Origin of the sequence: Synechococcus sp. MIT S9452, assembly GCF_047304245.1 — a bacterium.
GTDB lineage: Bacteria > Cyanobacteriota > Cyanobacteriia > PCC-6307 > Cyanobiaceae > RCC307.
In genome coordinates, this window is the sequence record NZ_CP138956.1 from 332,936 (window position 1) to 356,955 (window position 24,020).

General features: G+C 61.3%; 27 protein-coding genes. 14 read left to right on the forward strand and 13 right to left on the reverse strand.

The window, feature by feature from the left end; translation table 11 throughout:
* Positions 1-3 precede the first annotated feature (3 nt).
* The 8 genes from rsmA (at position 4) to SIB46_RS01735 (ending at position 6,842) form a co-directional block, all read left to right on the forward strand.
* Entirely contained in the window at positions 4-828 is an 825-nt protein-coding gene (gene rsmA, locus SIB46_RS01700) for a 16S rRNA (adenine(1518)-N(6)/adenine(1519)-N(6))-dimethyltransferase RsmA (protein ID WP_413296824.1), read from the forward strand.
* On the forward strand, positions 825-1,748 hold the full coding sequence (ispE, locus tag SIB46_RS01705; RefSeq protein ID WP_413296826.1) for a 4-(cytidine 5'-diphospho)-2-C-methyl-D-erythritol kinase: 924 nt from the start codon (positions 825-827) through the stop codon (positions 1,746-1,748). The genes rsmA and ispE overlap by 4 nt, the downstream gene beginning before the upstream one ends.
* The gene (locus tag SIB46_RS01710) at positions 1,741-2,028 is read left to right on the forward strand and encodes a DUF3082 domain-containing protein (protein ID WP_413296828.1); all 288 of its coding nucleotides are present in this window, start codon (positions 1,741-1,743) and stop codon (positions 2,026-2,028) included. The genes ispE and SIB46_RS01710 overlap by 8 nt, the downstream gene beginning before the upstream one ends.
* Positions 2,029-2,223: 195 nt before the next feature.
* Positions 2,224-3,201 (forward strand): alpha-ketoacid dehydrogenase subunit beta, encoded by a 978-nt coding sequence (locus SIB46_RS01715; RefSeq protein WP_413296829.1) that lies wholly within the window; start codon positions 2,224-2,226, stop codon positions 3,199-3,201.
* A complete protein-coding gene (secD, locus tag SIB46_RS01720) occupies positions 3,198-4,670 on the forward strand; it encodes a protein translocase subunit SecD (RefSeq protein WP_413296830.1) in 1,473 nt (490 codons plus the stop codon). The genes SIB46_RS01715 and secD overlap by 4 nt, the downstream gene beginning before the upstream one ends.
* Positions 4,667-5,626: a protein translocase subunit SecF gene (secF, locus tag SIB46_RS01725; protein WP_413296831.1), complete on the forward strand. Its 960-nt coding sequence runs from the start codon at positions 4,667-4,669 to the stop codon at positions 5,624-5,626. Before secD ends, secF begins: the two co-directional genes overlap by 4 nt.
* Positions 5,623-5,829 (forward strand): hypothetical protein, encoded by a 207-nt coding sequence (locus SIB46_RS01730; RefSeq protein WP_413296832.1) that lies wholly within the window; start codon positions 5,623-5,625, stop codon positions 5,827-5,829. Before secF ends, SIB46_RS01730 begins: the two co-directional genes overlap by 4 nt.
* Positions 5,826-6,842, forward strand: a complete 1,017-nt coding sequence (locus SIB46_RS01735; RefSeq protein WP_413296833.1) for a Zn peptidase — start codon at positions 5,826-5,828, stop codon at positions 6,840-6,842. Before SIB46_RS01730 ends, SIB46_RS01735 begins: the two co-directional genes overlap by 4 nt.
* Here SIB46_RS01735 and SIB46_RS01740 read toward each other — a convergent pair.
* The 5 genes from SIB46_RS01740 to mnmH all read right to left on the reverse strand — a co-directional run bounded on the left by SIB46_RS01740 (position 6,828) and on the right by mnmH (position 11,253).
* Positions 6,828-7,574 (reverse strand): hypothetical protein, encoded by a 747-nt coding sequence (locus SIB46_RS01740; RefSeq protein WP_413296834.1) that lies wholly within the window; start codon positions 7,572-7,574, stop codon positions 6,828-6,830. The genes SIB46_RS01735 and SIB46_RS01740 overlap by 15 nt on opposite strands.
* A gap of 197 nt (positions 7,575-7,771) precedes the next feature.
* Positions 7,772-8,809, reverse strand: coding sequence for an AI-2E family transporter (locus SIB46_RS01745; RefSeq protein ID WP_413296835.1), 1,038 nt, complete (start codon positions 8,807-8,809; stop codon positions 7,772-7,774).
* Positions 8,809-9,849, reverse strand: a complete 1,041-nt coding sequence (locus SIB46_RS01750; RefSeq protein ID WP_413296836.1) for an AI-2E family transporter — start codon at positions 9,847-9,849, stop codon at positions 8,809-8,811. Before SIB46_RS01750 ends, SIB46_RS01745 begins: the two co-directional genes overlap by 1 nt.
* Complete coding sequence (gene psb28 / locus SIB46_RS01755) at positions 9,830-10,168, reverse strand: photosystem II reaction center protein Psb28 (RefSeq protein ID WP_413296837.1); 339 nt, start codon at positions 10,166-10,168, stop codon at positions 9,830-9,832. Before psb28 ends, SIB46_RS01750 begins: the two co-directional genes overlap by 20 nt.
* A 26-nt stretch (positions 10,169-10,194) precedes the next feature.
* Complete coding sequence (gene mnmH / locus SIB46_RS01760; RefSeq protein WP_413296838.1) at positions 10,195-11,253, reverse strand: tRNA 2-selenouridine(34) synthase MnmH; 1,059 nt, start codon at positions 11,251-11,253, stop codon at positions 10,195-10,197.
* A 70-nt stretch (positions 11,254-11,323) separates the two neighbouring features.
* Here mnmH and SIB46_RS01765 point away from each other — a divergent pair, with 70 nt between their 5' ends.
* Complete coding sequence (locus tag SIB46_RS01765; protein ID WP_413296840.1) at positions 11,324-11,998, forward strand: GUN4 domain-containing protein; 675 nt, start codon at positions 11,324-11,326, stop codon at positions 11,996-11,998.
* Positions 11,949-12,431 carry an ATP-binding protein gene (locus SIB46_RS01770; protein WP_413296841.1) on the forward strand — a complete coding sequence of 161 codons (483 nt, stop codon included), beginning with the start codon at positions 11,949-11,951 and terminating at the stop codon, positions 12,429-12,431. Before SIB46_RS01765 ends, SIB46_RS01770 begins: the two co-directional genes overlap by 50 nt.
* Here SIB46_RS01770 and SIB46_RS01775 read toward each other — a convergent pair.
* On the reverse strand, positions 12,428-12,691 hold the full coding sequence (locus tag SIB46_RS01775; protein WP_413296842.1) for a DUF6439 family protein: 264 nt from the start codon (positions 12,689-12,691) through the stop codon (positions 12,428-12,430). The two genes, SIB46_RS01770 and SIB46_RS01775, sit on opposite strands and share 4 nt — an antisense overlap.
* Positions 12,692-12,735: 44 nt before the next feature.
* On the opposite strand from SIB46_RS01775, the gene SIB46_RS01780 reads away from it, so the two are divergent.
* Entirely contained in the window at positions 12,736-12,981 is a 246-nt protein-coding gene (locus SIB46_RS01780) for a hypothetical protein (RefSeq protein WP_413296844.1), read from the forward strand.
* On the opposite strand, the gene SIB46_RS01785 is transcribed toward SIB46_RS01780, so the two are convergent.
* From SIB46_RS01785 to glnA, 3 genes are all read right to left on the reverse strand, one after another.
* Positions 12,943-13,293 carry a hypothetical protein gene (locus tag SIB46_RS01785; protein ID WP_413296845.1) on the reverse strand — a complete coding sequence of 117 codons (351 nt, stop codon included), beginning with the start codon at positions 13,291-13,293 and terminating at the stop codon, positions 12,943-12,945. The genes SIB46_RS01780 and SIB46_RS01785 overlap by 39 nt on opposite strands.
* Before the next feature lie 103 nt (positions 13,294-13,396).
* Positions 13,397-14,446: a class I SAM-dependent methyltransferase gene (locus SIB46_RS01790; RefSeq protein WP_413296846.1), complete on the reverse strand. Its 1,050-nt coding sequence runs from the start codon at positions 14,444-14,446 to the stop codon at positions 13,397-13,399.
* 110 nt (positions 14,447-14,556) lie between these two features.
* Positions 14,557-15,975 carry a type I glutamate--ammonia ligase gene (gene glnA / locus SIB46_RS01795; protein WP_413296847.1) on the reverse strand — a complete coding sequence of 473 codons (1,419 nt, stop codon included), beginning with the start codon at positions 15,973-15,975 and terminating at the stop codon, positions 14,557-14,559.
* A gap of 190 nt (positions 15,976-16,165) precedes the next feature.
* Between glnA and SIB46_RS01800 the strand changes: the two genes are divergently transcribed.
* Together SIB46_RS01800 and SIB46_RS01805 are read left to right on the forward strand one after the other, a co-directional pair.
* Complete coding sequence (locus tag SIB46_RS01800) at positions 16,166-16,684, forward strand: allophycocyanin subunit beta (RefSeq protein WP_413296848.1); 519 nt, start codon at positions 16,166-16,168, stop codon at positions 16,682-16,684.
* 87 nt (positions 16,685-16,771) lie between these two features.
* The gene (locus SIB46_RS01805; RefSeq protein WP_413296849.1) at positions 16,772-17,926 is read left to right on the forward strand and encodes a pyridoxal-phosphate-dependent aminotransferase family protein; all 1,155 of its coding nucleotides are present in this window, start codon (positions 16,772-16,774) and stop codon (positions 17,924-17,926) included.
* Here SIB46_RS01805 and SIB46_RS01810 read toward each other — a convergent pair.
* Positions 17,871-18,365, reverse strand: coding sequence for a nucleoside deaminase (locus tag SIB46_RS01810; RefSeq protein ID WP_413296850.1), 495 nt, complete (start codon positions 18,363-18,365; stop codon positions 17,871-17,873). The two genes, SIB46_RS01805 and SIB46_RS01810, sit on opposite strands and share 56 nt — an antisense overlap.
* 11 nt (positions 18,366-18,376) lie before the next feature.
* Between SIB46_RS01810 and SIB46_RS01815 the strand changes: the two genes are divergently transcribed.
* Positions 18,377-19,792 (forward strand): pyridoxal phosphate-dependent decarboxylase family protein, encoded by a 1,416-nt coding sequence (locus SIB46_RS01815; RefSeq protein ID WP_413296851.1) that lies wholly within the window; start codon positions 18,377-18,379, stop codon positions 19,790-19,792.
* 45 nt (positions 19,793-19,837) lie between these two features.
* On the opposite strand, the gene SIB46_RS01820 is transcribed toward SIB46_RS01815, so the two are convergent.
* From SIB46_RS01820 to lspA, 3 genes are read right to left on the reverse strand one after another with little or no spacing between them, the layout of a single operon-like run.
* Complete coding sequence (locus tag SIB46_RS01820; RefSeq protein WP_413296852.1) at positions 19,838-21,445, reverse strand: YcjF family protein; 1,608 nt, start codon at positions 21,443-21,445, stop codon at positions 19,838-19,840.
* Positions 21,442-23,568 (reverse strand): transglycosylase domain-containing protein, encoded by a 2,127-nt coding sequence (locus SIB46_RS01825; protein WP_413296853.1) that lies wholly within the window; start codon positions 23,566-23,568, stop codon positions 21,442-21,444. Before SIB46_RS01825 ends, SIB46_RS01820 begins: the two co-directional genes overlap by 4 nt.
* A complete protein-coding gene (gene lspA / locus SIB46_RS01830; RefSeq protein WP_413296854.1) occupies positions 23,565-24,020 on the reverse strand; it encodes a signal peptidase II in 456 nt (151 codons plus the stop codon). Before lspA ends, SIB46_RS01825 begins: the two co-directional genes overlap by 4 nt.

The window sequence follows — 24,020 nt, forward strand, 5'->3', positions numbered from 1 at the left end:
GTCATGGCCTTTTCTGGACATCACGCGCGTAAACGCTTCGGCCAGCACTGGCTCAAGGATGAGAGCGTGCTGCTTCAGATCGTGGCGGCAGCGGCGCTGCAGCCCGATGATCATGTGCTGGAGGTGGGGCCTGGGCGCGGCGCTCTCACGGCGCAGCTGCTCGCTAGCCCCGCCGCCTCCGTGCAGGCGGTGGAGTTGGATCGCGATCTGGTGGAGGGTTTGCAGCAACGCTTTGCCGCTGAGCCCCGGTTCCAACTGCAGAGCGGCGATGTTTTGGCCTTGCCCCAGTTGGGTGATGGGGAGCGCCGCCCCACCAAGGTGGTGGCCAACATTCCGTACAACATCACCGGTCCTCTGTTGGAGCGTTTGGTGGGTCGCTTGGACCGTCCGGTTGAGCCCCCCTATCAGCGGCTGGTGCTGCTGGTTCAGCAGGAGGTGGCCCGGCGCATCAGCGCGCGGCCAGGGCAGAGCAGCTTCAGCGCCTTGAGCGTGCGCATGCAGCTGTTGGCGCAGTGCCGCTCGGTGTGCCCGGTGCCGCCCCGCTGCTTTCAACCGCCGCCGAAGGTGCAGTCCGAGGTGATCAGCCTCGATCCACTCCCTGCTGGACAGCGCCCGCCGCTGGCGGTGGCCAAGCAGGTGGAACATCTGCTGCGCCTGGCCTTTGCAGCGCGCCGCAAGATGGTGCGCAACACCTTGACCATTGCCGCCCCAGCTGCTGGCTTGGAGGCCTGGCTGGCTGACGCCGGCATCACGCCGCAGCAGCGCCCGCAAGAGATTGCACCGCAGCAGTGGGTAGCGTTAGCCGCTGCTCTGCAACCGGCTCTGTGAGTTCGCTGTCCCTGCGTGCCCCGGCGAAGATCAACCTGCACCTGGAGGTGCTTGGCCTCAGGGACGACGGGTTTCATGAGCTGGCCATGGTCATGCAGACCCTGGATTTGGCTGATGAATTGGCCGTGGATCCAGCCCCTGCCGGGCAATTGAGCTTGCGATGTAGCGATCCCCAGTTGCCCGTCGATGGCAGCAATTTGATCGTTAAGGCAGCCGAGGCGCTGCGCTGCCATTGCCGCAGGCCAGAGCTCTCGGCGCAGTTGTCATTAACCAAACGCATCCCTATTGGTGCTGGCTTGGCTGGCGGATCCAGTGATGGCGCCACGGCCTTGTTGCTGCTGAACCGCTATTGGGATCTACAGCTCAGCGCTGGGGAGCTGCACAACTTGGCGGCTCAACTGGGATCCGACGTGGCCTTTTGCCTGCAGGGCGGGACGCAACTCTGCTTTGGCCGTGGGGAGCGGCTCGAAGCGATCGCTGCGGTTGCTAAGCCCGCTGTATTGCTGATCAAAAATCCCAACGTCAGTGTCAGTACGCCTTGGGCCTACGGCCTCTGCAAAGAGCGCCTGGGCTCGGGCTATCTCAGCTCGGAAGCTGATTTTGAGCGCCAGCGTCAGGCGCTGCGCCAATCGCCGCTGCTGGCGTGGCTCCAAGCTGAGCAGCAGCCGTTGCCGCCGTTGCGCAATGACCTGCAGCAGGTGGTGGCACCTGAGAACGAAAGCGTGAAAAAGGGATTGGCCTTGCTCGCCTCAGTGGGCGATCCACTGCAAGTGGCGATGAGCGGATCGGGCCCGAGCCTGTTTGCGCTCTACAGCGATCAGCCGGCCGCCGCCGCCGCCCAGAGCACCCTGGCTCCGGCGTTGGCGGAGAATGGCTTTGAGCACTGGATTTGCCAGTTCACTGCGGAGCGTCATGGCTGAACCCACCAGCAAAGGGCCCCTGAGCTATCTCAGCGGCAGCCTCACCAGTGGTTTGTTCTGCGCGATCTCCGTGTGGATCACTCTGAAGTTGATCACCTACTACAGCCTGCATCCGCCCCAGTACAGCCAGCAGTTCGCCCAGTCGATCGCCACGGCGCTGAAGACACTGATCATCGGTAGTGGTTGTGTGGCGGTGTTCAGCTTTGGCCTGATTGCGGCAGGTTTGCTGTTGCTGTTTTTCCAGGCTGTCTTCCAGAACGAGACCAAACCGGCTGCCTAGCCTGGATTAGCTGAACTCTTGCCATGACTCCCCACGATTTGGGGTTGCTGGCCTTGCTGCTCTCTCCTGGTCTGCTGCTTTCGGTGCTGCTGCTGGCCACCTTTGCGGCCGGGGGCTAGGGCTCTTATCCCCGCCTGGCGCTGATAAGTTGGCCGCTTGCCGGCTTTGCTCGGCACGCCGCCTGCGCCTGACCCTGTGGCTGAAACCCTCCTGTTCAACGCCTTGCGTGAAGCCATCGATGAAGAGATGGCCCGCGATGCCCATGTCTGTGTGATGGGGGAGGACGTCGGCCATTACGGCGGTTCCTACAAGGTCACCAAGGATCTCTACGAGAAATACGGCGAGCTGCGCGTGCTCGACACGCCGATTGCTGAAAACAGCTTCACAGGCATGGCTGTTGGCGCTGCCATGACCGGTCTGCGCCCGATCGTGGAAGGCATGAACATGGGCTTTCTGCTGCTCGCCTTCAACCAGATCTCCAACAACATGGGGATGCTGCGCTACACCAGCGGTGGCAACTTCACGATCCCAACGGTGGTGAGGGGACCTGGTGGTGTGGGCCGCCAGCTCGGTGCCGAGCACAGCCAGCGCCTCGAGGCCTATTTCCACGCGGTCCCGGGCATCAAGATCGTTGCTTGCAGCACCCCCACCAATGCCAAGGGGTTGATGAAGGCCGCGATTCGCGACAACAACCCGGTGCTCTTTTTTGAGCACGTGCTGCTGTACAACCTCAGCGAAGAGCTGCCGGAAGGGGACTACACCTTCGCGCTCGATAAGGCTGAGATGGTGCGAGAGGGCAAGGACGTCACCTTGCTCACTTACTCCCGCATGCGCCACCACTGCCAAGCAGCTGTTAAGCAACTGGTGGAGCAGGGCTACGACCCTGAACTGATCGATTTGATCAGCCTTAAGCCCTTCGACATGGAGGCCATTAAGCGCTCCATCGCCAAGACCCACCGGGTGGTGATCGTTGAAGAGTGCATGAAGACCGGCGGCATCGGCGCCGAGCTGATCGCCCTGATCACCGAGCAGTGTTTTGACGAGCTCGATGCCCCGCCGATCCGTCTGTCCAGCCAAGACATCCCAACGCCTTACAACGGCAAGTTGGAAAACCTGACGATCATCCAGCCCCATCAGATCGTCGAGACCGTTCAGCAATTGGTGCAGCGATGACCCGGCCCCAAGGCTGGCTGGCGCTGATCCTGGCGCTGGCCATTGGCAGTCTTCTCGTGCTGCGCTCCTTACCGCTATCTCTCGGCCTGGATTTGCGCGGAGGTAGCCAACTCACCTTGCTGGTCAAACCAGCTGGTGACATCACCAGGGTTGAGTCCAAACAGCTCGAGGCGGTTAAGGAAGTGCTCGAGCGCCGCGTCAATGGCCTGGGCGTTTCTGAAGCCAGCGTCACCACCTCCGGCAGCGACCGGATCGTTGTGCAGTTGCCTGGTGTGCAAGATCCGCGCCGGGCTGCTGAGGTGCTTGGCACCACAGCCCGCCTTGAGTTTCGCGCGCAAAAGCCTGAGACCCAGCAAGAGCTCACCAACCTCACCCGCTTGAAGCGGTTAATCGTGGCGCGCCAGGAGCAACTGGCCGGCCGCAACCAAGCCAGCGATGGGGAGCAGGCCCCAGATGTGAGCGGCCCTCTCACCGACCTGCTGAAGCAACAGGGCATTGAGGTTCCCGCCAATGCCAGCGAAGAGGAGCAGCTCGAAGCGCTGTTGATCGAAACCGAGCGGCGCATCACACCGTTGTTTGGCGAGCCCGAGCTCACTGGTTCAGACCTGGTGGATGCGGGCCGTCAGCAACAACAGGGCAGCCAGAGCTGGGAGGTGACGCTGCGCTTTAGCCAGGCGGGCGGCGAGAAGTTTGCCGACCTCACTAAGAGCATTGCCGGCACCAATCGACTGCTCGGAATCATGTTGGATGGCCGCTCCATCAGTGAAGCCAGTGTTGGCCCGCAGTTCGCCACAGCGGGCATCACAGGCGGTGCCGCCACCATCACCGGTCGCTTTTCCGCTGATGAAGCCCGTGATTTGGAGGTTCAACTGCGCGGTGGTGCCTTGCCGCTGCCGGTCGAAATCATCGAAAACCGCTCCGTTGGTCCCACGCTGGGGGCCCAGAACATCCGCAACAGCTTGATTGCCGCTGGTTCCGGTACGGCGCTGGTGGGTGTGTTCATGGTGATCATCTACCGCCTTCCAGGAGCGGTGGCCCTGCTGGCCCTATTGCTCTATTCACTCTTCAACCTGGCCTTGTATGCCCTGATTCCGGTGACGCTCACCCTGCCAGGGATTGCCGGCTTCATCCTCTCTGTGGGTATGGCTGTGGATGCCAACATCCTGATTTTTGAGCGCAGCAAAGAGGAGCTGCGCGATGGCAACACCCTGTTCCGCTCGGTGGATACCGGCTTCTCCAGGGCGTTTTCCTCGATCTTTGATGGTCACCTCACCACCTTGATCAGCTGCGCGGCTCTGGGTTGGTTGGGCAGCGGCCTGGTGCGGGGCTTTGCTGTGACCCTGGCCATCGGGGTGTTGCTCAGCCTGTTCACCGCTTTGACCTGCACCCGCACCTTGATGCGTCTGGCCCTGAGTTATCCCGCTTTGCGTAAACCCTCCCTCTTCCTCGCCGCGTCTTCCCAGCCATGACATCCTCCAGCGGCGCCATCCTGCGTGAGCCCAGGTTGCGCATCAATCGCCATCGCCGGCTTTGCCTCAGCATCACCGCTGTTTTGGTGGCGCTCAGTGTTCTCGGGTTGGTGCTCTCTTGGCTGTCCCCAATCCAGGCTCCCCTGAAGCCAGGCCTTGATTTCACCGGTGGCACTTCGATCCAGGTGGAGCGCAATTGCGGCGACCGCTGCGCTGAGCTCAGTGTTCAACAGGTGCAAGAGGCCTTGCCCGCGGCTGCGGTGGTGCAGCTTCTCGATGATGGCCAGGCTGTCAGCGTGCGCAGCTCAGCGCTCAGCCCTGCTGAGAGCGGTGCCTTTGTTGATGCGCTTGAGCAGGTGGCGGGTCCGCTGATCGCCACCGACACCCAGATCAACACTATTGGCCCTGTGTTGGGCAAACAGCTGCTGACCAGCAGCGTGTTGGCCTTGACCGTCAGCTTTGCGGCCGTGGCGCTTTACATCTCCGCTCGCTACGCCCGGCTCTATGCCGCTTTGGCCTTGTTGGCATTAGCCCACGATGTGCTGATCACCAGTGGTTTGTTCGCTTGGCTGGGCCTGCTCGCTGGCGTTGAGGTCAACAGCTTGTTTGCCGTGGCGCTGCTCACCTTGGCCGGCTATTCGGTCAACGACACCGTGGTGGTGTTTGACCGTATTCGCGAGCAGCAACGGCTCTTGCCTGATTTGAGTGTGGAAGATCAGGTGGATCGCGCCGTTGATGGAACCTTGACCCGATCGATCTATACATCGCTCAGTACTGAGATCCCGATCCTGGCGCTGATCCTGTTTGGTGGTGCCAGCCTGCAGTGGTTCGCCGTGGCCCTGTTTGTGGGCATTGCTGTGGGTGCTTGGTCGAGTGTGGCGGTGGTCCCGCCGCTGCTCCCCTTAATGGGCGGCCGTTTGCCGCAACGGGCAGCAAGCTCTGGCGTGGTTGCATGAAAATTCCCGCTGCGGTGTTCTGGGTGGTGCTGGTGCTCGCCCTGTTGGAACTTCGCAGCGAGGTCAAGTTGTTGGTGCAGCACTTCACCTGGACCGGCCTTTTTTATGCCGTGATTCACCACAAGCTCGCCTGTTTGATTGTGGTGCTCAGCCCCTGGTGGTTGCTGAGCTCAACGCGCCACTCCGGTAGTCGATTCCCATGATTGGCGCCTGGTTTGCCACAGCGGTGTTGGTGCTGGCTGATCCGGCGCCGCCGCCGCCCTTGCTGTCTACGACCGCTCTGCTTGAGGAGCTGAAGCAGAGCCCTGAGGGATCGGCAAGGTTGCCGATTCACCACCGCCTGCTGGGCCATTACTGGCGTGATGTGGCAAGTGATGGCGATCAGGCGTTGCCGGAGGTGGAGCTGCTCGAGCCTGGAGCGCGTTTTTCGGCTTGCGGTAAGGCACCAGCGAGCAATGCCTACTGCCCTGACTCAGCCCAAATCGGCATTGATGCCCGCGGTTTGCTCTCGCGCTTGCGGCTGCAATCCTCGCCCAGCGTTGAGCTCACGGCGCTCACCGTGCTCGCCCATGAATGGGGCCATCACGTCAACCAAGCGATTGATCAAGGACCCTTCAAGGGCCGTGAAGAGGATGCGGCTGACTGGCGCGCAGGCCGTTATCTCGGCTGGTTGATGGCCAACAACGTTTTGAGCGTTGAGCAGTTCACCGAAGCCGCCAACATCCTGTTTCGCATTGGCGACTACCACCAGCTCTCGCCCCACGGCTACCCCTTAACGCGCTACCGGGCCTTCACCAACGGCGTGAATGGAGAAATCGACCCTGGCTCGCAATTCGGCAGCTGGACGATGGACACGCCGGAGACGTTTTCTGAAATTGTCGACTTCAACCCGCAGGAACCCTGGGTTGATGCGGTGATCAAGGTCTACCGCTTTGAGGTGGAGCGCGGCGGTCAGATTGCCGGCAACTTGTTCAGCGCTGCATTGGGCGTGTTGAACTGCGGTTTTGGTGGCTCTTCCAGGGCCTGCGCTGGTGCTTTGGCACGCCAAGGTCAAGCCAAGCCCGATGGTTGGTTTCGGCTGCGCAAGCTCCAGCTCAATTGCTACAACGGCGTCTTCGACATTCTTGGTGACGGCATCAAGAGGCAGCGGATCTCAGCGGATCGCAAAGGGCAGGCTCAGCGGATTGCCCAACGGCTCTGTTCAGCTGGCCAGTAGTGGCTGCTGATTGGCATCGATGATCTGCTGCCGCCGGCGGCAGATGGGTTCAACAATTCCCTTCATGGTGCGTGGATTCCGCACGGTGCCCACCGCGTATTGCTCAGATCCCTCGATCAGCCACAGCGGTTGTTCAAAGCTGATTTGGCGGCGACTGAGCTCGTCTTCCACCCCCAGCATGCGGATCGCTTGGCTGTTGTTATCGAGATCGATGATCAGCGGTGAACCCTGCGGTAGGGCGATCAGGGTGAACAGCGGCCGCCGCGTTTCCTCTTCGGTGTCGCAGGTGATCCCCACTTCAGCGAGGGTGTATTCGACGGCATAGCCCTGGAGATCGGGCGGCCGATCGGTGCGATCACTGAGGTCACCCCAGCCGGCGGTGAGTTCAAAGACTGAGCCCCCGGTGCTGGTGGGCAGCAAGGAACTGGGAACAATGCAGCTGGAGCGTTTGAGCTTCATCAATTCATCGCCGCGCCGCTTGATTTCGAGTCCTTCGGCGTATTGCTCGGTGAGGCCATTGATTTGGCAGTTGGGCTGCTCAAACGACAGCCGTGGCGCCCAGTAGCGCCAGTTTTCATAGAGCTGCCGATTTTTGGCAGTGGTGGCCAATGCTGCGCGCAGCTGGTCTTCGCTCTCTGTTGGCTGCTGGCTCTGTTGCCACGGTGGATTGCCCCAGCTGCAACCAGCCAAGCCAGCGGCTAACGCCAGGGCTGCCCATTGGCTGCTGCGCACGGTTCATCCACGAGTGAGGCCCAGCCTGCCAGAAGTTTTGCGTGGCGTTCACAGATGATGGACGTTGCGGAACGAGCAGCAGAGGGGCACCGATGCCGATAGAGCTGGGAGTGGTGTTGATCGGCTTGAGTATTGGTACAGCCCTGGCCATCGGTGCTGTGGTTTGGTTTGAGCGCTGGAAACGCCGCAACGACTAATCAGGTCTTGCTGCTGCTCAATGTCCAGCGGTCCATGATCTCTTTGACGAAGACCTCCTGCAGGAGCACCTGCAGCACTACCACCAACGGCAGCGCCAGCAACACACCGGGTATGCCGAGCAAGGCCCCAAGGCTCAGCTGCGCCATTAAGGCGACAGTGGGCAGAAGGTTGACCGTGCGCGACAGCAACAGGGGCGTGAGCAAAAACGCCTCGCCGTTTTGAAGAATCAATCGCAGCACGATCACCTTCAAGCTCAGCTCCGGTGAGACCACCAGCGCCAGGGCGGTGGGCAGCAGCGTCGCCACCGTTGGACCGATGGTGGGAACGAAGGTGAGCAGGCCGCAGACCAGACCGCTCAGCAACGCCAGGGGAACCTGCAACCAGGCCAGTCCCGCCCAGGTGAGGAGAAACACGCTGACGGCGGAAATCGTCATGCCGGCCAGCCAACCGCCGAGGGCATCACGGCATTGCTGCAGCAGACGGCGACCTTGCGGGCGATAAAAGCGGGGTGTGGCTGCGATTAGCAAATTGATGTGATGTTGCGGATCAAGGCACAACAACAACGCCAGCAGCGCCATCAGCAACACCTGAATCGAGCTGTTGGCGGCTCCGCCAGCGAGGCCCAGCAATTGACTGCCGAGCGGTTGCAGGGCCGAAAGACCACCGGATGATTCCAGGCTGCTTCCAATCGGGCCCACGCCGCGGATCTCAGAGAGAAAGGCGCCCACCCGCTGCAAGAGCTGCGGCAGTAATTCATTGAGGGTGGCGACCTGTTGCACCAATTCCGGCAACAGCAAAAAGCCCAATTCCCAGCCCAGCAAGATCAGCAGGCCCACCACCACCACCAGGGCCTGCGGACGATGCAGTGGAGTGCGCCGCATTAACACTTGCACCGGCACATCGAGGGCCACTGCCAGTACCACAGCGCCAAAGAGCACCAACAGCACCCAGCGCAGTTCCCAGGCCAATAGCCCGAGCACCACCAGGGCCAAGGTGCCAAGAATCGCAGGCCAGCTGACCAGGTTTCGGCCTTCCATTAGCAGAACCTCCGCGGGCGCTTCCAGGTATCGAGCACATCGCGAACAAGCAGCTCTCTCACCACCACCTGCAGGCAGACCGCCAAGGGGAGCGCCAATAAGAGCCCTTTAAAGCCAAAAATCACCGTGAAGATCAGCTGCGCCGCCAAGGTGAGCCCGGGGAGCAATTTCACCTGGTGGTGCATCACCGACGGCGTGATTACGTAGCTCTCGAAGTTTTGGATCACCACATAGAGCGCCAAGACCGCCAGCGACATCCAGGGGTTGTCCAGCAGGGCCACGGCCATGGGGAACACCACACTCAAGGTGGGCCCCACGTTGGGGATCACATTGAGCATTCCTGCCAACAGGGCATTGGCGGTGGTCAGCTTGACCCCCAGCAGGCTGAGGCCCACAAAGGCCATCAGGCCAACAGCAACTGAGCTAATCAGTACACCCACCATCCAACTGCTGAGTGCTTGCCCGCAGCGATCGAGCACACCAGCAATTCGCCGGCGCAAGTAGGAGGGCGCCATCAAGACAGCGACTTGGCGATAGTCATCTGGCTGAACACTCAGCATCAGAGCAACGGCCACCACAAACACAAGCTGAACCAGGCCAATGCCGAAATTTCCGGCCAGCTGCAACACACGGCTGAAGCTGTTGGCCAGATTCCACTTATCTGGATTGGTGATATTGCTCTGGATCGCCGAGCTCAGATCACCACCAATGAGTTGTTGCAGTGCCTGAGCGGCGCGCGGCAATTGCTCGATCAGCTCACGGAACTGGGCGCTGAAGGGGGGCACCAACGCCACCACCACCACGATCACCAGCAGCAGCACCAGCAGCAGCGAGAGCAGCAGTGAGGGCCAGCGCCGCCAACCCAGCCGCCTTTTAACAGCGCGCACCAAGGTGCAGAAAGCTACGGCCAGAACAACCGAGCCAAACAGGTCAATCAGGACAGAGCGCAGATCCCAGAGCAGAACCACTGCAGCGATCAGCGCTGCAAACCCAACCCAGCGACCAAAGGTGGTTTGGCCGTCAGCTTTGGCTGAATCCAAGGTCGTGGCTGGCTGCGTAGCGCTCAGCAAAGCGCATGAAACGCTCGAAGTCAGCCTCGCTCTTCCAGGTGTAGGTGGCCTCTAAAGCAAAGGCGACGCCGTTCACAAAGCGCGCGTTGACATCGCGGCTGGTCAGTTCGCCCTCTTCATCGACCATGAACATGCCGGTGATGTCGCCCATGGTTTCCGGGGCCAAGGCCGCAGGCTCCTCAAACACAAACTTGGCTTGGCCGGTCATCCCATCGCGCGAGCGGGTCAGCTTGATGTCGGGGATGACGGGCTCGTCGACACCACGGAAAAACTGAATGGCTGCGCCCATCGCTGACTGCCCGAAAGACGCAGAGCTTACGCAGATTTCAGTTGCAAAAGCTGGTGTGCCACGGCAGCCGCACTTAAGCCCTCCACCGGCAACGTTGTGATGGGGGTCGAGCGCCGATTGAGTTCATAGCTGTAGCAACGGTCGTAGTAGTCAAGAATCACCGCGCAGGCGCTGCCCAGATCTCCCGCTCGGATGCTGCCAGTGGCCTCTTGGGTGCGTTGTGGACCAAGCCGCCGTTCCAAGCGCTGGGTCGCTTCAAGCAATCCTGCATGGGCTTCAGCTCCGTAGAGGGCCACCAGCGCATCAATCCGCTCCTGTTGCGGCCGTTGCAACACCACCACAGGAGCCTGTTGCATTTGCTTCCAGAGCCCATTGGGCAGGCGGCAACGGCCAATTTGAACGCTTTCCGCTTCAAGCCACAGTGGCGCTTGGCCCTCTTGGGCCACCAGCGCTTGGGCGAGCTTGTTTTCAAACATCTCCGTGCTGGGTTGCTCGGGTTGCCCCAGTCCCCCAAAGCTGCTGCCGCGGTGGTGGGCCAGCCCTTCGAGATCCACCATGGCTCCGCCTTGCTGGGCCAGGGCATGCAACACATCGGTTTTGCCGCAGCCGGTGCCACCCCCAAGCAGTTGAATTGGCCAAGGCCGCTCGAATTGGCCAAGCACCCAGCGGCGAAAGCTCTTGTAGCCGCCCTCGAGCACCACCACCTCTAGATCCAAGGTGGAGGCCAGCCAGGCGACGCTGCCGCTGCGCATGCCGCCGCGCCAGCAGTAGATGCGCAGGCCGCCAGGTTCTTGCTGGGCGATCTGCTGCAGCTGCTGGCCCATGGCAGCAAGCTTCGGGCCGACAAGTTCCAATCCCCGTTGGATGGCCTGCTGACGGCCTTGCTGCTTGTAGAGGGTGCCCACCTCAGCGCGCCCCTCGTCATCGAACAAGGGCAGATTCACAGCACCAGGCCAGTGCGCTTTGGCGAACTCACTGGGGCTCCGCACATCCACCAGAGCGCCGGGTGCCCGCATAAATGTGTGAATCGCAAGCCGTTGATTCACGGCTGCACTGCGATACTGGCCACTGGCCCAATCCGCCATGTTGTCTGGTTCATCCTCATCTGCTGCTTCCCGAGGATCGGAGCAGGCCGTTGTTGAACCGGCCGCACTCTTGGAAGAGTTCCTCAAAGGCAATAACCGCCAGCGTCAACGACTCTGGAAAACCTTGGCATCCAAGAGCCATGAGCTTGTTGATGCCATTTGGATTCTGTTGGATCAGCAAACCAGGGATGTTGATGACTGGGCGATTGGCAGTCTGTTGCGCCTATTGGCCGCTGATCCCGATCAGCTCGCCAAGCTGCAAACCACCTACCCCAAAGGTTGGCTGGTGCCTCCAGGCGTGGAAGCCGAGCGCTGCATAGAGCTGCAGTGGTGCCTGATGCAGGGAGAGCTGGAGGAGGCTGATCGCCTGACCACAGCCCAGTTGCGCTCCTTGGCCGGGCCAGCGGCCGAAGAGCGCGGATACGTGTATTTCAGTGAAGTGCCTGGCATGCCCATTGCTGAGCTTGCCCACCTCGATGCGCTGTGGTGGTTCTACAGCGGTGGCCGCTACGGGTTCCGTGTTCAACGCCAGAAGATTGAGCGCCTGCGTTGGCGCTGGGAGCAACTGTGGCCTCAAATTGGCTGGAAGAACGAAGGATCCTGGACCCGTTACCCCGGTGCCTTCACCTGGAGCCATGAGGCCCCAGAGGGTCACATGCCCCTGGTGAATCAATTGCGTGGGGTGCGCCTGATGGATGCCTATTTGCGCCATCCAGCCATCGACCAAGCCCTCGAGGCTCCATAAGATCAGAACTCGGGTACCAGGCGGCAGGCACGTGCTCTTGAACCTGACAAAGCGTTGTCGCTGGTTTGAGTTCATCACCCCATCCACCTTGGCTTTGCAGCCATTGCTGGAGCTGCTGCTGCAGCCAGCGGCCCATGAGCATCGCGACGTGCTTCAGCTGGGCTTGCAGGAGGCGCTGGTCAACGCTGTGCGCCATGGCAACGGCAATGATCCCGCCAAGCTTGTGCGCATTCGCCGCATCCACAGTCCCCAGTGGTTGATTTGGCAGGTGCAGGACCAAGGCCCTGGGTTGCAGCCCGAGCAGCGTTTGGCCTCACTGCCGGATGAATTGGATGCCATCTCTGGTCGTGGGCTGTTTTTAATGCATCAATGCTTCGACGATGTGCGCTGGAGTCAGCGCGGCAATCGCGTGCAATTGGCCAAGCGGCGTTAAGACGAGCGGCTGCCGTGATCCGGGCAGCCGGGGTCGCGTTGCTCCCGCTTGATCCAACGCTGCGCACTCTCTAGCAAAGCCAGCACATCCCCATCGGCTTGAGAGCCATTGCGCAGCAACAACAACAACGCCGCTGAGAGCTGCTCAGCGGCGCGCCGGTGGCGGTCGCTTTTGAGGCGATGCCAATCCCGCTCTTTGATAGCGAGATGCCGCTGCAAGGTTTCGGCCAGCTGCACTTGGTCTTCGCTGAGCCCTTGCATGGAGAACTGGCAACAATGGGAATTCTCCCGCTTGGAAGCACGCCGTGCCCCGTCCGCTGCGCTGGATGCATCACCTCAGCCCAGTGCTGCAAATCAGCTTGTCCAAAGCAGACCGTCAACGCTCTGTGGCCGGGCGCCGTCAACAGCAACGTCAACGGCTTCTTTTGGAGCTGCTCAGCGCGGCTGAGCTTCCCATCACCGCTGACGATGGTCGGTTTTGGAGGGCACTGCGCTGGGGAGGCGCTGGAATGCTAGTGGGACAGGCCCTGCATCACTTCCTCCCGCGGTGAGATGGCGGGTTCCAGCTGCTGAGCGCTGCGGATCAAGTTGTCCTGCAGCGTCAGCTCTTCGCCGCGTTCCACATCGAGCACGGTGTTGAGCAGATGCATCGGGCCACGCTTCCAGGCATTGCGCAGCGAGCGCCGCAGCCTGTCTTCTTCGAGCACCAAACGATCGGCCGCTTCAGTGGGAGTTTCTCCTTGGGCGATCACAGCCCGCAGGCACACACCAAAGCCGTAGGCCTCAATCGTCGGTTGTCCCCCTTGCAGAACGGTCTGAAAGGTCCAACCTTCGAGCCATCGCACCCGGAATGGGTTAGTCATCAACGGCCCCTGTTACAGCCCCATTGGAGCTAAGAAACGGTCGATTTACAACTTTCTTCCGGTTTATGTTGCGATTTGAATATCTACTCAAGATAAGTTTTTATCAGCCAGATTTGCGAGCTGTCCAAACTCTCGTCATAAAATAAGAATTGGCTTCAATAACTTCAAAGCCACTGCGCTGCAGCCGTTCCGGAATGTTGTCAGCGATGTAATCACGGTAATAAGGCTCATGGAAAACGCGCCTGAAGTTCTCCATCACAGCGCCAAATGTGGGGCTGTCATCCAGCTGAATCGAATCTGCAAGCACCAACACGCCACCGGGCTCCAGCACGCGCCAAGCCTCATCGAGCACCTTTTGGCGGGCCTCGCCAGGGAGCTCATGGAACAGGAACACGCAGGTCACCGCCTGCATCACCCCGTTGGCAAAAGGAAGGTCCTCGCCATTGCCTTGGACCAGTTGCGGTAACTCGCCAGGAATCTCCGATAGCCAACGGTTGGCTTGACGCAGGTAGGAGGCGGAGAGATCCAGGCCAACCAACTGCGCTTTTGGTAATGCTCCCCGCAATTGGCGCAGGGTGCGGCCGGTGCCAGTGGCAATGTCGAGCACCCGAATGGGATCGGCGCGCCGGGCCCCCAGCTGATCGAGCAAAGGGCGGATCAGGCGCCGCCGCATCGCATCAGCGGTGCCATTGAACAGGATTTCCACCTGCAGGTCGTACAGCTCCGCTGAGCGATCGCTCAGGTAGCCATCGGTTTGGTGGTGGAAGTTTTGGAGGTAGTAGTCCGGGTAATCCTTGGTGTTGATCTCAAGCGGCAGATCGGTCACATCGCGCCGGGTGCGGCGCTGCCAGATGGAGGGCAGATCCAGCCAAACCAATGGGTAGCGAACAGCCCAATCGAGCCAGGGAGCGTCAAACAGCAATGAGGTGGGATAAAGCTCTTGCTGCGCTTCTTTCCAATCCAGCTCCAGCAGCTCGTCCATGCTGCTGCGCAATTCCCCCATCATTTCTGGGGGCACAGGCACGGTGCTGGCGCTGGCCTGAGGAGCCACCAGATCCATCAGGCGAGTGCTCACCTCTTTATGGGCCAAACCCAGCAGGCTTTTGCCCTGCTGCATGGTTTGGTACGCCAGCTTGGTGACGGGGTCGCTCATGGCCCTTTTTGGGGATCACCCATTTCAACCGATCCAGACTAAAAACGTGGCCTGGACACAAAAAAAGGGGGCCCTTGGGCCCCCCCCTTTGGATTCGACGTCGCCAGTGATCAGGCGTCGTAGTACATGGTGAACTCGTGTGGATGGGGGCGCTGACGCAGTTGCTGGACTTCCTCGTACTTGAGGTCAATCCAGTTTTCGATGAAGTCTTCGGTGAAGACGCCACCGGCCAGCAGGTAGTCCTTATCGGCATCGAGAGCCTGAAGGGCCCCATTGAGGGATGAGGGCACTGTGGAGATCTTGGCTAGCTGCTCGGCGGGCAGTTCGAAAAGGTCAACGTCAGTGCCGTCGCCGGGATCGATCTGATTCTTGATGCCGTCGAGGCCAGCCATGAGCATGGCGCTGAAGGCCAGATAGGGGTTGGCCAGGGCATCGCCGGAGCGGAACTCCAGGCGCTTGGCTTTCGGGCTGGGGCCGGTCAGCGGGATCCGCACGGCAGCGGAGCGGTTGCCCTGGGAATACACAAGGTTCACCGGCGCTTCAAAACCAGGCACCAGGCGCTTGTAGCTGTTGGTGGTGGGGTTGGTGAAGGCCAAGAAGCTGGGGGCGTGCTTCAGCAAGCCGCCGATGTACCAGCGGGCGGTTTGCGACAAGTTGGCATAGGTGCCTTCGCCGAAGAACAGGGGCTGTCCGCCCTTCCAAAGGCTCTGGTGCACGTGCATGCCGCTGCCGTTATCGGCAAAGACAGGCTTCGGCATGAACGTGGCGGTGCGGCCGTATTTACGGGCCACGTTGCGCACGACGTACTTGTAAATCATCACGTTGTCCGCCGCGCTGATCAAATCGGCGAACTTCATGCCCAGCTCGTGTTGGGCGGTGGCCACCTCGTGGTGGTGCTTCTCGATGGGGATCCCCAGGTTGGCCATGGTGAGCAGCATTTCGCTGCGCATGTCCTGCAGGGTGTCGTTGGGGGCGACGGGGAAGTAACCCTCTTTCAGCTGGATCTTGTAGGCCAGGTTGCCGCCTTCTTCTTGGCGGGCGGTGTTCCAGGGGGCCTCAACGGAATCGCAGCTGTAGAAGCTGCTGCCATTGCCGGAGTTGAAGCGGACGTCATCAAAGATGAAAAATTCCGGTTCAGGGCCAAAGAAGGCTGTGTCCGCTAGGCCTGTGCTGGCCAGGTGATTGATGGCCTTTTGGGCGAGGGCACGGGGGCAGCGCTCATAGGGCTGGCCGCTGCGGGGCTCCTGAATCGAGCAGATCAGGCTGAGAGTTTTTTCGCCATAAAACGGATCCACCCAGGCGGTGCTGGCATCGGGCACCATCGCCATGTCGGATTCGTTAATGGCTTTCCAACCGCGGATGGAGGAGCCGTCAAAGGCCAGGCCTTCGGTAAAGGATTCCTCTTCAACCAGGTCCTTGTGCACCGTCAGGTGCTGCCACTTGCCATGGACGTCGGCAAATTTCAGATCAATGAGTTCGATTCCTTCGTCCTTGATCTGGCGAAGGATGTCCTGCGGTGTCTTGGCCATGGACGACGTAGTGGACGAAGAGCAGAAAGCTGAACGTACGGAGCACCTTGGACCCCCTGTGTATCAGCTGATACAAAAAAAATGGACCTTCCGTTCAGGTGACGGTTTCTGTCAAATCGTGGGAATCCAATTGGGAACTGGCTTTGTGCTGGTTCAGAAGTGCTAGTTTCCGGCCACTACCCAGGGATGCATGCAGGACGCAGTCACCGGTCTGATCGGTCGCTACGACCAGCAGGGTCGCTATCTCGATCGCCCGGCGATTGAGCAGATCGATGCCTATTTCGCGGAGGCTGACCTTCGCTTGGCGGCTGTTGCGTTGATCAATCGCGAGGCGGCAGAGATTGTTCGCGAGGCCAGCCAGCGCCTGTGGCTTGCCGATCCTGAATTGCTGTTGCCTGGTGGCAACGCCTACACGACCCGTCGTTTGGCGGCCTGCTTGCGCGACCTCGACTATTTCTTGCGTTACGCCTCCTACGCCTTGGTCGCGGCCGATTGGAAAATGCTGGATGAGCGGGTCTTGAACGGACTCAACGACACCTACAAGAGCCTTGGTGTTCCAACAGGGCCCACGGCACGGGGCATCCTGCTGCTCTCAGAGGTGGTTCAAGAAATGCTCTCGGCTGAGGGCGTGCAATCGGCCGCTGTGGTTCGTGCTCCTTTTGAGCACATGGCCAAGGCCTTGGCGGAAACGAACATCAGCGGCCGCTGATTCCGATTCCACGAACTTCTAACCTCTCCACATCAAGCCTTTTCTCGTCACGTGACCGTCTCGTCGCTTTCTTCCGCAGCACTGTCCGTGAACGAGGCCCATCGTCTGCGCCTGGATCCGATCGCAACGCCTGATCGCTTGCTGCTCGGTCCTGGTCCTTCCAATGCCGATCCGCGGGTTCTGCAAGCGATCGCCAGGCCGCCGCTCAGTCACCTCGATCCGCTCTATCTCGAGCTGATGAATGAGGTCCAGGAGATGTTGCGCTACGCCTGGCAAACCGACAACCGTTTCACCATTCCCGTGAGTGGAACGGGCAGTGCGGCTATGGAGGCCACCATCGCCAACACCGTGGAACCCGGTGAAACGGTGGTTGTTGGCGTGATCGGCTATTTCGGTAAGCGCTTGGTCGACATGTGCGGCCGTTACGGGGCCAAGGTCGTTGAGGTATCGGCTCCTTGGGGTGAAGCCCTCAGCCTCGACACCCTTACCCAAGCGGTGGAGCAGCACAAGCCTGCGGTGCTCGCCTTGGTCCACGCTGAAACCTCCACCGGCGTTCAGCAGCCCCTTGATGGCATCGGCGACCTCTGCCGCGCCCACGACTGCCTCTTGCTGCTCGACACCGTCACCTCCTTGGGCGGTGTTCCGCTGAAGCTCGATGAGGCCAAGGTTGATTTGGCCTATAGCTGCAGCCAAAAGGGTCTGAGCTGCCCTCCAGGACTGGGTCCTTTCACCATGGGACCCCGCGCGGAGGACAAGCTGGATCGCCGCAGCGGCAAGGTGCCCAACTGGTACCTCGATATGTCAGGTCTGAAGTCCTATTGGGGCAGCCAGCGCACCTATCACCACACGGCGCCGGTGAACATGAACTACGGCTTGCGCGAAGCGCTGCGCCTGCTGTGTGAGGAAGGTCTGGAGAATTCCTGGGCCCGCCACCGCCGCAACAGCGAGCAGCTGTGGGCCGGTTTAGAGAGCATGGGCCTTGAGCTGCACGTGCCCCTCTCCCACAGGCTTCCCACCCTCACCACCGTGAAGATCCCTAATGGGGTCGATGGCAAAGCCTTTGCCACCCATCTGCTGAATAAGCACGGCGTTGAGATCGGCAATGGCCTGGGTGATCTGGCTGGTCGCGTCTGGCGTGTTGGCCTGATGGGCACCAATTCCAAGCCGGAAAACGTTGAGCGCCTGCTCAATCTGTTGGATCTTGAGCTGCCTGCTTTCCGTCAGGGTTCCGCTGCTGCCTAAACCAGGCCTGCAATTGCTCACGGCAGGCCTCGGCGCGCACACCGCTGATCACCTCCATGTGGTGATGGGCTGATGCATCGGTGCTGAGGTTTAGGCAACCGCCCAGAGCCCCGCGCTTGGGATCCGATGCGCCATAGACCACCCGGCCCATGCGCGCCTGCACCAAGGCACCTGCACACATCGGGCAGGGCTCCAGGGTCACCAGCAGGGTGTGCTGATTGAAGCGCCAGTCATGGCGCAAGCTGCTGGCTTGGCTGAGAGCCACCAGTTCCGCATGCCCGAGGGGGTCTTGCGCACCCTCACGCCGGTTGCTGCCCCAGCCGATGGCCCGTCCTTTTGGATCGAGCACCACCGCCGCCACCGGCACTTCGCCCCGCTGACCGGCCTTGGCGGCCAGCCGCAGCAGGCGATCCATCCACCACTGATACAGGGTTTCCATCAGCAGTGAGAATGACCCATCAACGGACGCGCTGCTTGCAGGCCCTTTCCAGCCCATTTCCAGAGGGTCTCCCCCTGTTCCCTGGCCCTGGGGCGGTTGATTCCGAGCTGCAAGCGGTGTTGAAGCACAGCGCTGAGTTGCTGTGTCGTTGGTATGGAGACTCCCATCAGCATGGTCCTCGCCCCCATCTGAGTTTGGTGCCTGGGGCGGCTCCGCTTGAGCAAGGTCGTCCCCCGGAAGCCTTGCTGGATGATCTGCGCACGGTGATGGCGGGTGCCTTCCGCCCCAACCATCCCGGCGCCTTGGCGCACTTGGATCCGCCGCCGTTGGCCATCTCGGTGGTGGCTGATTTGGTGGCCTCAGGTCTCAATAACAATCTGCTCGCCGAGGAGCTCTCGCCCTCGCTCACCCGCTTGGAGCGGCAATTGTGCCGCTGGCTTGCCGATCGCCTTGGGCTCGGCTCCGCTGCCGGTGGTGTTCCAGCCAGTGGCGGCAGCCTCAGCAACCTGATGGCGTTGGTGTGTGCCCGAAAGCAAGCGGGCCTGCAAACCAGAACGGATGCAGTGGTGTTGGCCGGCGCTGCAGCCCATGTGTCGTTTCACAAGGCCCTCACGGTGATGGGTCTGCCGCCTGAGGCCCTGCACGCGTTGCCGCTTGATCAAGCCGGGCGGCTCAGCCCTGAGACGTTGCGGCAGGCGCTGCTGTTGGCCCAAGAGCAGGGTCGGCCTGTGCTGGCCGTGGTGGGTGTGGCTGGCAGCACCATCCAAGGGGCCATTGATCCGCTCGCGGAGCTTGGCGCGCTCTGCCGTGAATTCGGCGTGTGGTTTCACGTGGATGCCGCCATTGGCGGGGTTTGCGGCCTCAGTGATCAGCACCGTTGGCGGGTGGCTGGCTTGGAGCTGGCCGATTCGGTTTGCCTCAATCCCCAAAAGCTCCTGGGAATCAGCAAACCCTCTTCGGTGTTGTTGGTGCGCCGCAGCGAGATCCTGGCCGACACCTTCTCCACAGCGCTGCCCTACATGGAGGACACCGCCAGTCCCCAAGGCGGTGATCTGGGTTTGCAGGGCACCCGCGGCGCTGAGGTTTTGAAGCTCTGGCTCGGTTTGCAGCATCTGGGCCTCGAGGGCATTGATGCGGTGATTTCGGCTGCTCTCGAGCGCCGCCAGCGTTTGTTGCAGTTGCTGAATCCCCTGCCGCTGAGGCTGCTTCCTGGCGATCTGCACCTGCTGAGCTTCTGCCACGCCTCGCTCGCTAGCAAGGCGGCCATGGCCTGGCGTGATCGCGTCCACCAAGCCCTGCTCGAACAGCACCTGTGGCTGTCAAAACCCAACCTCAATGGCCAACCCTTGTTGAAGGCCGTGCTGGGCAATCCATTCACAGGCGAGAGCGAGTTGCAGCAGATTGCTGCGGTGCTCCAAGCCTCATGAGTGAGTCCCCCCCCCGTGGTCGCTGGGTCGCCATTGCGACCGGGGTCATCTCGGTGCTCTTGGCCTTGGCCTATTTGGCCCTGGTGATGGTCCTCGATCGTCAAGGTCCACTGCGTCCACCACCGCCTGAGGCCTTTGCGGCGGCAGGCGCCGTCCCCGGCGCAGCGGCTCCACCACCTTCGCCAGAGCCTGCTCCAGAAAACGGCTGAGGTCGAGGTCGCGTCGATCCAGGTCGTACTGGCGTCGTACCACCTCGCCGATGCCGCCATCACCCCAGGTTTGCTGCTGGCTGAAGTAAGTGATGAAGCTTTTGCCCGCCAGTCGTGTTAGCCAGGCGGCGGTGACCGCTTGAATCGCTTTGCCCGCAATCAAGGTTGGCAATTGGCTACTGAGTGCTGCCCCCAGCAGGCTGGCCCCCCCTTTGACAACGCCCAAGCTGGCCAAGGTGCGCCCTAGGGAGAGGGCCAATTGCTGCCCTTGCTCGCGGGTGATGCTGACGCCATAGACCTGGGCAATCTCCACCACCATCTGCGCGTTGACGGCGGCGGTCGCCAGAAGATCAACGCCGGGCAGGGGCGTGACGGCGATCACCCCAGCGCCGATCCAGCCGTAGCGCTCGACCACGGCCATCGCCTGCAAGCCCCGTTGACGATCCAGCAGGCCTTGGGAGGTTTCGGCCAGGCGGCTGCTCTGCAGGAGGATGTTGTCGGCCAGGAGCTCCTCTCCATCGGCGCGCAGAACTGCGGCCAGCCGGTGCAGCAACCGCTCAATCTCAGTCGGTGGTTGCCATGGGCGCTCGCCCGGTCTGGGCACGCTTTGTGGGGCGGCGCTGGCACTAACAACGTCTTGGGACTCCACCTGGCCTGTGCAGCGGCGGCGCAACAACTGCAGCAGCCGTTGCTCTTCGGTTTCACCGCGCAGGTCGCATTTGTTGAGCACCAGCAGGGTGCGTTTGCCCACCTCGGCGAGGCTGCGCAACACGCTGAATTCGCTGCTGCGTAGATCGCCATCCACCACAAACAGGATCAGATCGGCCAGTACAGCCTCCGATCGAGCATCCCGCTCCCGGTTGCTGCCCTGCTCACCGGCTTCGAGGATTCCTGGTGTATCACGCAATTGGATCGAGCGACCCAGGCCGGCCAAGCGCAGCCGGTAGCTGTTGGTGCTGGTGGTGGAGCCCATCGCTGCGCCCACCGAACCCACTTGGTCATTGAGTAGGGCACGAATCAGCGAGGTTTTGCCGCTGGAGCCGCTGCCAAAAACCACCACCCTGAAATCACCCCGCTCGAGGGATTCCTGCACCAGTTGACGTTGTTGTTGCAGGGCTTGACGTGCCACGTCATCGCTGAGTTGCGCCAGTTGCTGATCGATGGAGTCGAGATTGCGGCGGGCCGCTTCCTGGCGGTTGCTGGGTGGTGCGGGTTGGCCCGCTTGGGTTTGGCCTCGCTTCCTGCGGATCAATGGCTCCACCAGGGGCAACAAAGCCAGCACCAGGGCCCCCACCAACAACAACAGAATCGGCCCAACCAGCCATCCGGGAAGCCAATAGCTCAACTGCCAAATCAAGCTGTTGATCGCTTGCATGACGATCGACAGCACCACCACCACCACCAGCAGACCGCCGAGGATCAGCCATAGGCGTGTGCGTTTCATGGCCGGCCCTCCGCATCGGCAGTGCCCTGGCCTGCCGCGAGCATGATCTCTTTCCACAGACCAGCAGCGGCGGCGCTGGTTTTGCCTGTGGGGCTGTTGTCGTCATTGCCCAGCCAAACGCCCATCACCCAATGGCGCTTGGGTTCGTAGCCAATGAAGGTCAAATCGCGACCCTGATTGGTCGTTCCGGTTTTGCCGCCCTCCTGACCGCCTAGGGAAGCAGCACGCCCCGTGCCGGATTGGATCACCGATCGCAACAGTGATTGCATCACCAACGCCTGATCGGTGGGCAAGACCCGGCGGCTGCGTTGGCTGGCTAGAGAGCGCTGGGCGCAGTCGCTGGGATCCAGTGGACAGGTTTCGGTGTCAGTCAGTCGGCGAATCGTGCTCGGCGAGGTCCAGATGCCCCCATTAGCCACAGCGGCATAGGCCGCCGTGAGCTCCAGTAGCACCGTTTCCGATTGCCCCAATACCAAGCCCGGGACAGCGGCCATGGGAGTGGTGATGCCAAAGTCGCGCGCTTTGCGAACCACCGCATCCAGGCTGTAGCGGCGGGCCAGATGCAAGGCAGCACAGTTGTCGCTGGAGGCAAAAGTCTGCTGGAGGCTGCCGCTACCGCGGCAACCCTGGCTGTAACGCAGGCCTGCCCACTCGATGGGCGATGCCGAGACCGGTGTGGTTGGCCTGACGCCTCGATCGATGGCTACCAAATAAGGGAAAAGTTTGAACACGCTGCCGGGCTGCCGTTGGGCTTGGCTGGCGCGGTTGTATTGGCTGGTGCTGTAGTTGCGCCCTCCCACCAGGGTGAGGATTCCGCCGGTGCGGCTATCGAGCACCACAACGGCTCCTTCATTGATGCCGTTGGTGCTGTTGGCTTGCAGAAACCGCTGCAGGCTGACCTCAACCACCTCCTGCAGCGTTGGGTCGAGATGGGTTTCCACGATGAAGTTCCCCTCAGCGGCCACATCGCTGCCCATCAGCTTCTGGAGATCGCGCTCCACTTGATCGCTGTAGAAGGGAGATGGTCTGCGGGCGACACCGGTGCAGGCTTCAGGCGCCAGTTGAATCGGAGTTCGCCGGGCGATGCGTCCTTGATCAGCCGAGAGGCGGCCTTCGCGAACCATCTTGTTGAGCACCCCATTGCGTGCTGCCAGCGCAGCCTCTGGATAGCGGCAGGGGTCATGGCCATTGGGTGATGGCAGGAGCCCCACCAGGAGAGCCGCCTGCGGCAAGGTCAACGCACTGGCTGAGTGGTTGAAGTAGGCCTGCGCGGCATCTTCAAAACCCCACCCCACGCCGAGATACACCCGATTGAGGTAGCTCAACAGCAGCGTTTGCTTGCTGAAGCGCGCCTCCAATTGCAACGCCACCAGCAGTTCATTCCATTTGCGCTGCAGCGTGTCGCCCTCTCCCACCTCGTTGGGATAGAGGCTGCGGGCCAGCTGTTGGGTGAGGGTGCTGCCGCCCTCCAGCACTTGGCCGCCTGCGATGTTGACGTGCAAGGCACGGGTGATGCCAATTGGATCGACCCCTGGATGCCACCAGAAGCGGGTGTCTTCGCTGGAGAGCAACGCCTCCCTCAGCGATGGCGAGAAATCAGCAACACGCTCCTTTTCGCGGTGGTTCGTATCAAAGCCGCTATTGATCGGCGTGCCGCTGCGGTCATAGAGCACCAAGGGCCCGCGCACGGGAGCCAAACTGCCGCGCACCGGCACGCTGACGGCCCCGAAGCCAAGCACCATCAGACCAGCTCCGGCCAAGCTCAACAGACCTGAACTGAATGCCTTCCACCAGTGGAGCCGCTGACGGCGGGCGCTGGGGTCGAGGAATTCCAGCACCGGCAGTGATGGATCAGCCTCTGGCCCGAGGCGAATGCGGTCCCCATCGCGGAGGGCCAACAGCTGCACCGATCGGCCCTTCCAGCTCAAACCATTTGTGGAGCCTTGGTCCTTGAGCTGCCAGTGGCCATGACGGCGCTCAAGCAAGGCATGGCGCTTGCTGATGGCAGGGTGCTGGATCACGATTTCAGCGTCGGGATCGCGGCCGAGTCGATACACCTCCCCCAGCAGCTGGATCTCCCTACTGGGTTCACCGTTGATGTGAAGGCGAAGAAATGCGCTCATCGCTGGCGGATGGCTTCAATCAACAGACACAGCACGGCCAAGTTGATCGCAACGTCGGCCAAATTGAAGACGGGAAATGAGAACGGCACCAGCTCGAGGCCATCGATCACCGCCCCATAGCGCCAGCGATCGATGCCATTGCCCAAGCTTCCTGCCAACAGACATGCCGCAGCTGCGGCTTGCCAGCGGGACCACTGCCGCCCACGTCGGCCAATCCAGATCAACAGGCCAACACTGACGAGCAGGCTGATCCACCCCAGCCACAGTGCGCCATTGCGAAACAGGCTGAAGGCGGCGCCATCGTTCCAGACCAGTCTCAGGTTCAGCAGCCCAGGAATCCAGCGCTGGCTGACGCCAGGTGGCAGGTTTTGCAGCCACCACTGCTTGCTGAGCTGATCAAGCAGCACCAGCCCCGCAGCACTCAGCAGGATCCAGAAACGTTTGCCAGCCAT

Excerpts from the sequence above, each read along its gene's own strand:
- SIB46_RS01730 (WP_413296832.1), top strand. The coding sequence starts at position 5,623 with ATGAAAATTCCCGCTGCGGTGTTCTGGGTGGTGCTGGTGCTCGCCCTG.
- SIB46_RS01785 (WP_413296845.1), bottom strand. The coding sequence starts at position 13,293 with ATGACTAACCCATTCCGGGTGCGATGGCTCGAAGGTTGGACCTTTCAG.
- SIB46_RS01790 (WP_413296846.1), bottom strand. The coding sequence starts at position 14,446 with ATGAGCGACCCCGTCACCAAGCTGGCGTACCAAACCATGCAGCAGGGC.
- SIB46_RS01770 (WP_413296841.1), top strand. The coding sequence starts at position 11,949 with ATGCCTATTTGCGCCATCCAGCCATCGACCAAGCCCTCGAGGCTCCAT.
- SIB46_RS01810 (WP_413296850.1), bottom strand. The coding sequence starts at position 18,365 with ATGGAAACCCTGTATCAGTGGTGGATGGATCGCCTGCTGCGGCTGGCC.
- glnA (WP_413296847.1), bottom strand. The coding sequence starts at position 15,975 with ATGGCCAAGACACCGCAGGACATCCTTCGCCAGATCAAGGACGAAGGA.
- secD (WP_413296830.1), top strand. The coding sequence starts at position 3,198 with ATGACCCGGCCCCAAGGCTGGCTGGCGCTGATCCTGGCGCTGGCCATT.
- psb28 (WP_413296837.1), bottom strand. The coding sequence starts at position 10,168 with ATGGGCGCAGCCATTCAGTTTTTCCGTGGTGTCGACGAGCCCGTCATC.
- mnmH (WP_413296838.1), bottom strand. The coding sequence starts at position 11,253 with ATGGCGGATTGGGCCAGTGGCCAGTATCGCAGTGCAGCCGTGAATCAA.
- SIB46_RS01745 (WP_413296835.1), bottom strand. The coding sequence starts at position 8,809 with ATGGAAGGCCGAAACCTGGTCAGCTGGCCTGCGATTCTTGGCACCTTG.
- SIB46_RS01735 (WP_413296833.1), top strand. The coding sequence starts at position 5,826 with ATGATTGGCGCCTGGTTTGCCACAGCGGTGTTGGTGCTGGCTGATCCG.
- SIB46_RS01800 (WP_413296848.1), top strand. The coding sequence starts at position 16,166 with ATGCAGGACGCAGTCACCGGTCTGATCGGTCGCTACGACCAGCAGGGT.
- SIB46_RS01820 (WP_413296852.1), bottom strand. The coding sequence starts at position 21,445 with ATGAAACGCACACGCCTATGGCTGATCCTCGGCGGTCTGCTGGTGGTG.
- SIB46_RS01825 (WP_413296853.1), bottom strand. The coding sequence starts at position 23,568 with ATGAGCGCATTTCTTCGCCTTCACATCAACGGTGAACCCAGTAGGGAG.
- rsmA (WP_413296824.1), top strand. The coding sequence starts at position 4 with ATGGCCTTTTCTGGACATCACGCGCGTAAACGCTTCGGCCAGCACTGG.
- SIB46_RS01710 (WP_413296828.1), top strand. The coding sequence starts at position 1,741 with ATGGCTGAACCCACCAGCAAAGGGCCCCTGAGCTATCTCAGCGGCAGC.
- lspA (WP_413296854.1), bottom strand. The coding sequence starts at position 24,020 with ATGGCTGGCAAACGTTTCTGGATCCTGCTGAGTGCTGCGGGGCTGGTG.
- SIB46_RS01775 (WP_413296842.1), bottom strand. The coding sequence starts at position 12,691 with ATGCAAGGGCTCAGCGAAGACCAAGTGCAGCTGGCCGAAACCTTGCAG.
- secF (WP_413296831.1), top strand. The coding sequence starts at position 4,667 with ATGACATCCTCCAGCGGCGCCATCCTGCGTGAGCCCAGGTTGCGCATC.
- SIB46_RS01815 (WP_413296851.1), top strand. The coding sequence starts at position 18,377 with ATGACCCATCAACGGACGCGCTGCTTGCAGGCCCTTTCCAGCCCATTT.